This is a genomic window from Microbacterium paraoxydans (assembly GCF_018224615.1).
Lineage (GTDB): Bacteria > Actinomycetota > Actinomycetes > Actinomycetales > Microbacteriaceae > Microbacterium > Microbacterium paraoxydans_B.
Genome location: NZ_JAGTUK010000003.1, coordinates 87,956 through 99,124 on the forward strand (window position 1 = coordinate 87,956; position 11,169 = coordinate 99,124).

At 67.6% G+C, this 11,169-nt stretch carries 12 protein-coding genes; 9 read left to right on the plus strand and 3 right to left on the minus strand.

Going from position 1 to position 11,169, the window contains the following annotated elements:
- The first annotated feature begins 64 nt into the window (after window positions 1–64).
- From KE274_RS10565 to KE274_RS10580, 4 genes are read left to right on the plus strand one after another with little or no spacing between them, the layout of a single operon-like run.
- On the plus strand, window positions 65–1,261 hold the full coding sequence (locus KE274_RS10565) for a hypothetical protein (RefSeq protein WP_211543559.1): 1,197 nt from the start codon (window positions 65–67) through the stop codon (window positions 1,259–1,261).
- A 1-nt stretch (window position 1,262) separates the two neighbouring features.
- The gene (hisD, locus tag KE274_RS10570) at window positions 1,263–2,567 is read left to right on the plus strand and encodes a histidinol dehydrogenase (RefSeq protein WP_211543561.1); all 1,305 of its coding nucleotides are present in this window, start codon (window positions 1,263–1,265) and stop codon (window positions 2,565–2,567) included.
- Between the two features lie 10 nt (window positions 2,568–2,577).
- Window positions 2,578–3,048 carry a transcriptional regulator NrdR gene (gene nrdR / locus KE274_RS10575; protein ID WP_211543563.1) on the plus strand — a complete coding sequence of 157 codons (471 nt, stop codon included), beginning with the start codon at window positions 2,578–2,580 and terminating at the stop codon, window positions 3,046–3,048.
- Between the two features lie 10 nt (window positions 3,049–3,058).
- Window positions 3,059–4,096 (plus strand): quinone-dependent dihydroorotate dehydrogenase, encoded by a 1,038-nt coding sequence (locus KE274_RS10580; RefSeq protein ID WP_211543565.1) that lies wholly within the window; start codon window positions 3,059–3,061, stop codon window positions 4,094–4,096.
- On the opposite strand, the gene KE274_RS10585 is transcribed toward KE274_RS10580, so the two are convergent.
- Window positions 4,071–4,643 (minus strand): DUF3043 domain-containing protein, encoded by a 573-nt coding sequence (locus KE274_RS10585; protein ID WP_136031354.1) that lies wholly within the window; start codon window positions 4,641–4,643, stop codon window positions 4,071–4,073. The genes KE274_RS10580 and KE274_RS10585 overlap by 26 nt on opposite strands.
- A gap of 45 nt (window positions 4,644–4,688) precedes the next feature.
- On the opposite strand from KE274_RS10585, the gene KE274_RS10590 reads away from it, so the two are divergent.
- The 5 genes from KE274_RS10590 to KE274_RS10610 all read left to right on the plus strand — a co-directional run bounded on the left by KE274_RS10590 (window position 4,689) and on the right by KE274_RS10610 (window position 9,738).
- Window positions 4,689–6,092 carry a dipeptidase gene (locus KE274_RS10590; RefSeq protein WP_211543567.1) on the plus strand — a complete coding sequence of 468 codons (1,404 nt, stop codon included), beginning with the start codon at window positions 4,689–4,691 and terminating at the stop codon, window positions 6,090–6,092.
- A 69-nt stretch (window positions 6,093–6,161) separates the two neighbouring features.
- Window positions 6,162–6,524 carry an iron-sulfur cluster insertion protein ErpA gene (erpA, locus tag KE274_RS10595; RefSeq protein ID WP_211543569.1) on the plus strand — a complete coding sequence of 121 codons (363 nt, stop codon included), beginning with the start codon at window positions 6,162–6,164 and terminating at the stop codon, window positions 6,522–6,524.
- Between the two features lie 142 nt (window positions 6,525–6,666).
- Window positions 6,667–7,563, plus strand: coding sequence for an aa3-type cytochrome oxidase subunit II (ctaC, locus tag KE274_RS10600; protein WP_211543571.1), 897 nt, complete (start codon window positions 6,667–6,669; stop codon window positions 7,561–7,563).
- Between the two features lie 3 nt (window positions 7,564–7,566).
- A complete protein-coding gene (ctaD, locus tag KE274_RS10605) occupies window positions 7,567–9,300 on the plus strand; it encodes an aa3-type cytochrome oxidase subunit I (RefSeq protein ID WP_211543573.1) in 1,734 nt (577 codons plus the stop codon).
- A gap of 3 nt (window positions 9,301–9,303) precedes the next feature.
- Complete coding sequence (locus tag KE274_RS10610; RefSeq protein ID WP_025105064.1) at window positions 9,304–9,738, plus strand: cytochrome c oxidase subunit 4; 435 nt, start codon at window positions 9,304–9,306, stop codon at window positions 9,736–9,738.
- A gap of 61 nt (window positions 9,739–9,799) precedes the next feature.
- Here KE274_RS10610 and KE274_RS10615 read toward each other — a convergent pair whose 3' ends face one another.
- Both KE274_RS10615 and KE274_RS10620 read right to left on the minus strand, forming a co-directional pair.
- A complete protein-coding gene (locus KE274_RS10615; protein WP_211543575.1) occupies window positions 9,800–10,219 on the minus strand; it encodes a rhodanese-like domain-containing protein in 420 nt (139 codons plus the stop codon).
- 80 nt (window positions 10,220–10,299) lie between these two features.
- On the minus strand, window positions 10,300–10,833 hold the full coding sequence (locus KE274_RS10620) for a GNAT family N-acetyltransferase (RefSeq protein WP_211543577.1): 534 nt from the start codon (window positions 10,831–10,833) through the stop codon (window positions 10,300–10,302).
- Window positions 10,834–11,169: the final 336 nt, after the last annotated feature.

Sequence of the window (11,169 nt, forward strand, 5' to 3'; positions counted from 1 at the left end):
TAGGATCGGGAGCCGTCGACACCACCCGCCACGGCCCGAGTGCGCCGGTGATGAAAGGACCACTATGAGCACGGAACTTCCCGAGCCAGATGCCACAGATGCGGTGTTCAGCGAGGAGGACGGTGTCCTCTACGACGACGAGGTGACCCCGGAGTACGGCATCCTCGGCTTCACTCTGCGGGAGCTGTTGATTGTCGGCGTCTGGCTGGTGTCGTTCCTCGTCTCCTTCTTCCCCCTCAGCGGCGGCGTCTCGCTGTGGGGCATCGGCATCCAGTGGATCCTGCCGATCGGTGTGCCGACCGTGGCCGTCTTCCTCTTGGTCCTGCGGCGTTTCTCTCCCGACGGCATCCGTCGCGTCGGCTCCCTCGGGATCGACCAGTTCGCCTCCGTCGCCTTCGCGGTCTCCGCGTGCGTCTGGGCGGGGAACCTGTGGCTGGCGATCTCCGCGGCCGTCTCGACGGGCCAGTGGGGCCTTCCGTGGAACGCACTGGTGCAGGTCATCACGTCGGCGGCGCTGGTGGTGCTGACGGTGTTCGCTCCGCTGATCCCAGGTCTTCGGGAGGACTTCCAGGGTCGCCTCGTCACTCTCGCGCATCGCAACGCCAACCCCGTTCGGCCGGTGATCGCCCGACCACGCCCGGAGTCGTCGGCGGAGGAGCCTCGGGGTGAGGCGGTGTCTCGCGATGGGGATGGAGCGGCCGACGCGGACGCTGTCACCGACGTCGCGCCGACCATTGCCGATGACGAGGTCCCGCACGCGGATACCGACGCGTACCCGTCGGACTACTCCGAGCGCGTCCCTCTCACCGCGCACGCCTCGGGTGGGGGAACGGGCACGGTGCCGGTCGCCGACGAGGAGGAGTACACGCCCAGCTACTCGCGGCGTTCGCGTACCGAGCAGCCGGAGATCGTCTCCGACACCGGCAGCATCGAGTCTCTTCTCGGCACGTCGGCCCGCGAGGAGACGGGCGCGGCTGCCGTTCCCGACGACGCCACCGCCGTGCACCCGATCGTCGCGGACGAGCAGGAGGATGACGTCGAGGCCACGGTTCCTCGCCAGGCCTCGGACGCGACGCAGCCGTTCTGGATCCTGGCCCCGTCCGAGCGCGATGTGCATGACGAGCGGGGAGAGCCGATCTTCCGGATCGGGCCGACCGCGTGGGCCTTGGTGATCGAAGACCGCGGAGGTGCCTACGTCGTCCGGCACGACGACGGCCGCATCGGTTACCTCCACGACATCTCCGACATCACGAAAGGCTGATATGCGCACGATCGATCTGCGGGGGCGCGAGCTCTCGCCCGCCGACATGCTCGCTGCTGTTCCCCGCGCCACGCAGGCGCGCGCGGAGGCGCTCGACACGGCGGCGCGCCTCGTCGACGAGGTGCGTGACCGCGGTGAAGGAGCACTGCGTGAGCAGGCGGAGCGCTTCGACCGGGTCGTCGGACACGACCTGCGGGTTCCGGACGCACACCTGACGCAGGCGCTGGAATCGCTCTCGCCCGCCGTCCGCTCGGCGTTGGAGGAGGCGATCCGTCGGGTGCGACTCGCCTCGGCGGCTCAGGTTCCGGCGCCGCAGATCACCGAGATCGGTGAGGGAGCCACCATCACGCAGCGCTGGCAGTCGGTGCACCGGGTCGGCGTGTACATCCCCGGGGGCAAGGCGGTCTACCCCTCGAGCGTGGTCATGAACGTGGTGCCCGCGCAGGTCGCCGGAGTTCAGCAGATCGCCCTGGCATCGCCGCCGCAGGCGGACCAGGGCGGCCGTGTGCACCCCACGATCCTCGCGGCCGCGGCTCTGCTCGGCGTGACCGAGGTCTACGCCATGGGTGGTGCCGGCGCGATCGGTGCCTTCGCACATGGCGTCCCGAGCCTCGCCCTCGATCCGGTCGATGTGGTGTCGGGCCCCGGCAACAACTATGTCGCCTCGGCCAAGCGAGCCGTCGCGGGCGTCGTGGGGACCGACTCGGAGGCGGGCGCCACGGAGATCCTGGTCGTCGCGGACTCTTCCGCCGATCCGCGTCTGGTCGCCGCCGACCTGGTCAGCCAGGCCGAGCACGATGAGCAGGCGTCGGCGGTGCTGGTCACCGATGCCGAAGGGCTCGCGGAGCGGGTCGTCGCCGAGGTGGAGCGCCTCACGGCCACGACCCGTCACAGCGATCGTGTCGCGGCCGCGCTGGCGGGACCGCAGTCCGCGGTCGTGCTGGTGGATGACCGCGCGATGGCGGTCGCGTTCAGCAACGCGTACGCCCCGGAGCACCTGGAGCTGCACCTTTCCGACGCCGAGCGGGCTGCGGCGGAGTTCACCAATGCGGGAGCGGTGTTCGTGGGTGATCAGACGCCCGTCAGCCTGGGCGACTACATGGCGGGCAGCAATCACGTGCTGCCGACGGGAGGCCAGGCGCGGTACGCGCCGGGGCTCGGCGCCTACACGTTCCTCCGCCCGCAGCAGGTCGTCTCCTATGACCGTGCCGCCCTGGCCTCAGTGCGCGAGGGGGTCGTGGCTCTCGCCGAGTCCGAGGTCCTTCCGGCGCACGGCGAGGCGATCGAGGCCCGGTTCACCGCGTAGGATCGGTCAGATGCACTGCCCCTTCTGCCGTCACCCCGACTCCAGAGTCATCGATTCCCGTACGAGTGATGACGGACTCTCGATCCGTCGTCGCCGACAGTGCCCGGAGTGCGGAGGGCGCTTCTCGACCACGGAGACGGCGAGTCTCAACGTGATCAAGCGCTCGGGGGTGATGGAGCCCTTCAGTCGTGAGAAGGTGATCTCCGGCGTGCGCAAGGCCTGCCAGGGGCGCCCGGTGACGGAGGCCGACCTGGCGATCCTGGCGCAGCGCGTGGAGGAGGCCGTTCGCCAGACCGGGGTGTCTCAGCTGGACACGAACGAGATCGGTCTCGCGATCCTCGGCCCTCTGCGCGAGCTCGACGAGGTCGCGTTCCTCCGTTTCGCGAGCGTCTATCAGGCGTTCGATTCGCTGGAGGACTTCGAGGCGGCGATCAGCGATCTCCGGGCGGACCACGCCAAGGCGGAGGCGGGCGACCGGTAATCTGGCAGGGATGTATCCCCTCCTCTTCCGCGCCGTTCTGTCGCGCTTCGATCCCGAGTTCGCCCACCACGCAGGCATGGCGGTCATCCGCGCTGCGGGAGTTCCGCCCCTGTCCTGGGCGACCCGTGCGGTGACCCGGCCGGATCCGTCGCTGCGCGTGGAGGCGCTGGGGCTCACGTTTCCCTCGCCGTTCGGCATCGCGGCGGGCTTCGACAAGAACGCGGTCGGAGTGCGTGGTCTCGCCGCCCTCGGCTTCGGGCACGTCGAGGTCGGCACGATCACGGCCATCCCGCAAGACGGCAATCCGAAGCCGCGTCTGTTCCGTCTGATCGCCGACCGCGCGGTCATCAACCGGATGGGGTTCAACAACAGGGGAGCGGATGCCGCCGCGCGGCGCCTCGCCCGGCTCCGCCGAGGCGCACCCGACACCGTGATCGGCGTCAACATCGGCAAGAGCCGCGTGGTGGATGTCGAGGACGCGACGGCCGACTACGTCGCGTCGGCGACGCGCCTCGCGCCGCTCGCCGACTACCTGGCGGTGAACGTCTCCTCTCCGAACACCCCTGGGCTTCGAGGTCTTCAGGCAGTGGAGACTCTGGCGCCCCTGCTGCGTGCGGTGCGCGACGCCTCCGGCTCGACCCCGCTGCTGGTCAAGATCGCGCCCGACCTCGCGGACGAGGAGATCACCGCGATCGCGCAGCTCGCTGTGACGGAGGGTCTCGCGGGGATCATCGCGCACAACACCACGATCAGCAGGGATGGGCTCATCACCGACGCCGCGGTGGTGGAGGCGGCGGGCGCCGGCGGACTCTCCGGCGCCCCCCTCAAGCGTCGCTCGCTCGAGGTGCTGCGTGTGGTCCGCGCCGCCGTGCCGGAGGACTTCTGTGTGATCGCCGTCGGCGGGGTGGAGACAGCGTCCGACGTTCAGGAGCGCCTGGATGCCGGAGCGACCCTCGTGCAGGGCTACACCGCGTTCCTGTATCGCGGTCCGCTCTGGGGCCGTGAGATCAACCGCGGGCTGGTCAGTCGGGGTACTGCCCGCGCTTGACCTGCGGCTTCGGCAGACGCATGAAGCGCATCTGCAGCGCACGCATGCCTGCGTACCAGCCGAGGCCCTTCTCCACGCGGTCGGCACCGAACTTCGCAGCCGCCTTGCGCTTGACGCGCAGGCCCAGCAGGATCATGCCGCCGATCGCGATGACCAGGTACGCCATCATGAAGAGGTAGGCGTAGAACGAGATCATGAGGTTCGTGGGCAGCAGCGACGCCAGGATCACCAGCACCATGACGCCCATGACGAACTCCGCCGGGTGCCATCCGGCGTCGACGTAATCCCGCACCCATCGGCGCTGCGGACCCTTGTCGCGGACGGGAAGGTACTTCTCCTCGCCGGCAGCCATGCCCGCCTGTGCGCGTGCGCGCCGTTCGTTCAGCTCCGCGCGTGCCGCAGCCTTCGCCTCTTTGGTGTTGGCCACGAGCGGACGCCGACGTGCGGCTTCCTGCTCGGCGCGGGTCGGCGTGGCGCGTCCCTTGCCGACGGCGGGCGTCTGCGGGGCGTCGTCGTTCGTCGAAGGGGAGACGGGGGTAGTGGCCACGGGTTTCCTCGGTTCGCTGAAGATGGTCACCTTAAGATTACTCGCATGACCTCATCTGCACTTCCCAGCGAGTCCGACGCTGCCGTCCTGGACGCTGTCGCGACCGGCATCCCCGCCGCTCTGTCCGATCTCGGGCACCTGGTCCGCATTCCGGGCATGGCCTGGCCGGCGTTCGATCAGACGCAACTGGAGCGCAGTGCGGACGCGGTCGCGACTCTCGCGAAGGAGACCGGGGTGTTCGACGACGTGCGCGTGCTGCGCTCCGCGATCCCTGGCACCGACGAGCACGGGCAACCGGCGGTTCTCGCGACGCGCGCGGCCCGCAATGGCAAGCCGACGATCCTCCTCTACGCGCACCACGACGTGCAGCCTCCGGGAGACGACGCACTGTGGGAGACGCCTCCGTTCGAGCCGACCGTACGTGACGGCCGCCTCTACGGGCGCGGGGCTGCCGACGACAAGGCGGGGATCATGGCCCACATCGGTGCCATCCGCGCGGTCTCCTCGGTGCTCGGTGATGACCTGGACCTCGGGATCGCGATGTTCATCGAGGGGGAGGAGGAGTACGGGTCACGCTCGTTCGCCCAGTTCCTCGCGGACAATCGTGACGCTCTCCGCGCCGATGCCATCGTCGTCGCCGATTCGGGCAACTGGGATTCGGTGACGCCGGGGCTGACGGTGTCTCTCCGCGGGAACGCCCGGTTCACCATGACCGTGCGCACGCTTGACCACGCCTCGCACTCCGGCATGTTCGGCGGAGCGGTGCCGGACGCGATGATGGCGACGGTCCGGCTGCTCTCGACACTGTGGAACGCCGACGGTTCGGTGGCGGTCGAGGGGATGACGAGTCGGGACGCCGAGACGCCCGACTACTCGGAGGCGACGTTGCGTGACGAGGCCGGGCTTCTGCCCGGCACGACGCCGATCGGCGATGGCACGATCCTCAGCCGTATCTGGAACAAGCCGTCCGTGACCGTCATCGGGATCGACGCCACGAGTGTCGCGGCAGCGTCGAACACCCTGCTCCCCGAAGTCACCGTCGTGATCAGCGCCCGGGTCGCGCCGGGGCAGACGGGGCAAGAGGCGTACGACGCGCTCGAGCGTCACCTGCGCGCGCACGCCCCGTTCGGAGCCGAGCTGTCGTTCTCCGACGTCGACCTGGGCAATCCGTTCCTCGTCGACACCAGCGGTTGGGCGGTGTCGCTCACGCGCGACGCGATGCGCGACGGCTACGGCGTCGCCCCGGTCGATCTGGGGGTCGGCGGGTCGATTCCGTTCATCGCCGACCTCGTCCGCGAGTTCCCCGAGGCGCAGATCCTCGTGACGGGCGTGGAGGATCCGCACTCCCGTGCCCACAGTCCGAACGAGTCACTGCACCTGGACACGTTCCGCCACGCGGTCGCGACCGAGGCGCTGCTGCTGGCGCGGATGAACGCGGTCGAGGTCTGAGCCTCCCGCGTGGAGCGGCGGTAGAATCGTCGGAGAAGCCGTGTACTGCGGCCCGTCCCAAGGAGTGACATGAGCGACACCACCCTGTCCGCAGAGACCACCCGCGCACACGGCGTCAGCCTGACGGACGCCGCGGCCACCAAGGTCAAGAACCTTCTGGAGCAGGAGGGCCGCGACGACCTGCGTCTGCGCGTCGCCGTCCAGCCGGGAGGCTGCTCGGGCCTCATCTATCAGCTCTACTTCGACGAGCGCTTCCTCGAGGGCGACGAGACCGTCGACTTCGATGGCGTCGAGGTGATCGTCGACAACATGAGCGTGCCGTACCTCGACGGTGCGTCGATCGACTTCAAGGACACGATCTCGGAGCAGGGCTTCACGATCGACAACCCGAACGCCGCGGGGAGCTGCGCCTGTGGAGACAGCTTCCACTGATCTGCGGATTTCTGCTCAACGGCCGCCGTCACCTCGCGTGACGGCGGCCGTTCCGCGTTCGGAACCTGCGTGGATGGCATGAATCGGGTGTGAGGTTGCTCTAGACTTGAGCGTGCCCTGTCCGCAATCTGAAAGGTGCATCGTGCCCTCGAAACGCCGCCTTCGTTGGGCCGCACTCCCTGTGGGAGTCGTGGCAGCTGTGGCTCTGGCGGGATGTACTCCCACCGAGCTGAACGGCTTTCTTCCGGGCTTCGTGGAGGGTGGCCCGGCAGCGACCAACCAGACGGAGCGCGTCTCGTCGCTCTGGGTGAACTCCTGGATCGTGCTTCTCGCCGTCGGCGTCATCACGTGGAGCCTCATGGCGTGGGCTGCGATCGCGTACCGCCGACGCAAGGGCCAGACCGGTCTCCCCGTGCAGATGCGCTACAACATGCCGATCGAGATCTTCTACACGATCGTGCCGCTCATCCTGGTGCTGGGCATGTTCTTCTTCACGGCGCGCGACCAGACCGAGATCGAGACCAAGTGGGACAACCCCGACGTGGAGATCACGGCGATCGCCAAGCAGTGGGCCTGGGACTTCCAGTACAACGGCGACACGGAAGACGACACCGTGTGGACGATGGGCATCCAGGCCCAGCCCGACGCGGAGGGCAACATCGACAAGGCGGAGCTGCCGACGCTGGTGCTCCCGGTCGACAAGAAGGTCACGATCAACCTTCAGTCGCGCGATGTGATCCACTCCTTCTGGATCATCGACTTCCTCTACAAGAAGGACATGTTCATCGGTAAGGACAACTCGTGGTCCTTCATCCCGACCCGCGAGGGCGAGTACGCCGGCAAGTGCGCCGAGCTCTGCGGTGAATACCACTCGATGATGCTGTTCAACGTGAAGGTCGTCTCCCAGGAGGAGTACGACGCCTACCTCGAGTCGCTCGAGGAGCAGGGCAACACCGGCGACATCACCGACGCCTACGACCGTCTCTCGAACCTCCCCGGCACTTCCGGGAAGACCGACACCGAGGAAGGAGAGGAGTAAGCCATGTCGACGACCGAAGCTCCTCGCACGGACGAGGCACCCCGCTCCCGTCCCACCACCCTGCCCGCGCGTCAGGCGGCTCTGATGAGCTCGTCCCGCGTGGAGCAGAAGGGCAACATCGTGGTGAAGTGGATCACGTCCACCGACCACAAGACCATCGGGTACATGTACCTGATCGCTTCGGTGCTGTTCTTCCTGCTGGGCGGGGTGATGGCGCTGGTCATCCGGGCCGAGCTGTTCGCGCCGGGTATGCAGATCGTGCCGACGAAGGAGCAGTACAACCAGCTGTTCACGATGCACGGCACGATCATGCTGCTGATGTTCGCGACGCCGCTGTTCGCCGGTTTCGCCAATGCGATCCTGCCGCTGCAGATCGGTGCGCCCGATGTGGCCTTCCCGCGTCTGAACGCCTTCGCCTTCTGGCTGTTCCTGTTCGGCTCGACGATCGCCGTCGCCGGCTTCCTCACCCCGCAGGGCGCCGCGTCGTTCGGCTGGTTCGCCTATCAGCCACTGGCCAACGCGTCGTTCTCTCCGGGGGCGGGCGGGAACCTCTGGATGCTCGGACTGGGCATCTCCGGTTTCGGCACGATCCTGGGTGCGGTCAACTTCATCACTACGATCATCACGATGCGTGCTCCCGGTATGACCATGTGGCGCATGCCGATCTTCTCCTGGAACACGCTGATCACCAGCCTCCTCATCCTGATGGCCTTCCCGGTGCTCGCTGCGGCGATCTTCGCTGCGGCCGCTGACCGCGTTCTCGGGGCACACATCTACGACCCGGCCAACGGCGGCGTGCTCCTGTGGCAGCACCTGTTCTGGTTCTTCGGTCACCCCGAGGTGTACATCATCGCGCTGCCGTTCTTCGGCATCGTGTCGGAGATCTTCCCGGTGTTCAGCCGCAAGCCGATCTTCGGCTACAAGACCCTGGTCTACGCCACCATCGCGATCGCCGCGCTGTCGGTTGCGGTGTGGGCTCACCACATGTACGTCACCGGCTCCGTCCTGCTGCCGTTCTTCGCCCTCATGACGATGCTCATCGCGGTCCCGACGGGTGTGAAGATCTTCAACTGGATCGGTACGCTCTGGCGCGGCTCGGTGACGTTCGAGACACCGATGGTATTCGCCCTCGGGTTCCTCGTGTCGTTCGTGTTCGGTGGGCTCACCGGTGTGATCCTCGCGGCCCCGCCGCTGGACTTCCACCTCAGCGACTCCTACTTCGTCGTCGCGCACTTCCACTACGTCGTGTTCGGGACGGTCGTGTTCGCGATGTTCGCCGGGTTCTACTTCTGGTGGCCGAAGTGGACGGGACGCATGCTCAATGAGCGCCTCGGGTACGTGCACTTCTGGATGCTGTTCATCGGCTTCCACATGACGTTCCTCATCCAGCACTGGCTGGGTGTGGACGGCATGGTGCGCCGCTACGCCGACTACTCGGCGGCCGACGGCTGGACGTGGCAGAACCAGGTCTCGACGATCGGTGCGATCATCCTCGGCGCCTCGATGCTTCCGTTCTTCCTGAACGTCTGGATCACCGCGCGCAAGGCGCCCAAGGTCACGGTGAACGACCCGTGGGGTTATGGGGCATCGCTCGAATGGGCGACGTCGTGCCCGCCGCCGCGCCACAACTTCACCTCGATCCCGCGCATCCGTAGCGAGCGTCCGGCGTTCGACCTGAACCACCCCGAGGCGGCCGAGTTTGCGACCACCGCTCCGGGCGAGCGAGAGGGCCACTGAGTCATGCGCGATAACGTCATCATCTGGTGGGTCCTGACCGCGTTCTTCGCCCTCGTCGGCGTCGTGTACACGGGATGGAACATCCTGGCGCACCCCGGCCTCCCGCTCGTCAACCAGATCGAGTGGGTGGGCACGGTAGCGCTGTTCTTCTCCGCCTTCATGGGCGCTATGGTCGCGTTCTACCTCGACCGCACGCACAAGGCGCAGAACGGCGAACTGCCGGAGGACATCCTGACGTCGGACATCGACGACGGTGACCCCGAGCTGGGCGAGTTCAGCCCCTGGTCGTGGTGGCCGCTGGTGCTCGCCGCCTCTGCCGGCGTGTTCGTGGTGGGCCTAGCGGTCGGGCACTTCCTGCTCCCGATCGGTCTCGCGATCTTCGTCGTCGCGATCGTCGGATGGGTTTACGAGTACTACCGGGGCAACTTCGCTCGCTGATGTTCTCCCGCCAAAAGGCCCCTCGGATCATCCGAGGGGCCTTTTGCGTCGTGGCGGGAAGTCAGGGTCGAGTGCGGATCCGAGGGATGCCGGTCAGCGGGTCGACGGGACGGTGGTGGATGCCGTCTGCGTCCTCGATCGGGTAGCCCTCGCGTGCCCAGTACTCGAATCCGCCGATCATCTCGCGCACTCGATATCCGAGGCGTGCGAACTCGGCGGCGCCGCGGGTGCCTCCGTTGCAGCCCGGGCTCCAGCAGTAAACGACCACTTCGGCGTCCGGAGCGATCTCCTGCGATGCACGCGTGGCGATCTCGCTGTGTGGCATGTGGAGGGCGCCGGTCACTCGTCCCTGCGCCCACGCTTGCGCCGACCGGACGTCCACGACGACGAGCTGTTCCCCTGCTGTGCGCGCGGCGTGGAGGTCGGCGGGATCGGTCTCATAGGCGAGCTTGGCAGCGAAGTAGTCGGAGCGCGAGATCATGCTTCCACGCTAGCTGCGCTCCCTGTCCCGGAGGGGAGTGGGACGGACGACGGTCGTGCGGATCCTGCCGTCGCGAACTCTCAGTGGCGCTTCGTCATCTGCACGCGCTGACCGTACCTATCCAGACCGAGATCCTGCTCGACCTGAACGAGAGACTCGAGGAAGGGGGTATCCGGGGTACTCACCACGAACCCGGAGGCGGCATAGAACGGGGCGTTCCACGGTACGTCGGCGTACGTGCGCAGAGTGATGCGGCGGTGTGATCGCTGTGCGCTTTCCGTCACGGCGGCCTCGAGCAGGCGACGACCGATGCCCCGACGACCGAGGTCAGGGTGCACCGACAGCTGTTCGAGATGGCCGTCGCCATCGAGGTCGAGAACGTGGGCGAAGCCTGCGGTCTGGGATCGGGCTCCCGCGCCGGGGTTGGCAGGCGGCATGCGGGAGACCTCCGCGACGAGGATGAAGCCTGGGTGAGCGTTACGCTCCGACTCCGTCGCCGGGGTAGGCCAGTCGTGTGCAGCGAAACGCTCAATGAAGAGGCGATCCGCTGCAAGCTCGATCGCGGTCAGGCTCGCAAGGTCGCGCGCGGTGGCCTCACGGATGTGTACGATCATGCCTGCGCCCTCGCCGTCCTGGCTGTGGCCGGCACGCGTACGCGGTGGCCGCGCTGGGGCGCTGCGGGGAGCGGGAAGGGGGTGCGTCGAGCTGCGGTTTCCCAGAGACGACGTGCGGGACGTCGGTCTTCTCCTGGCACGGGGGAGAGGCAGCGGAGCGTCGCACGCTGCAGGTGAGCCGAGGCGATAATGGCGGGCTCATACCGCTGAACGCGAGGGCTCCACACAGGCCGCACGCACCCGAGCCAATCGTCATGACGGCGGGGCGCGTCGGTTTGGCGATGCAATGGATGCGAGTGCGAACCGTGCATCAGGAGGAGCGTTGGCCCGTCGGAG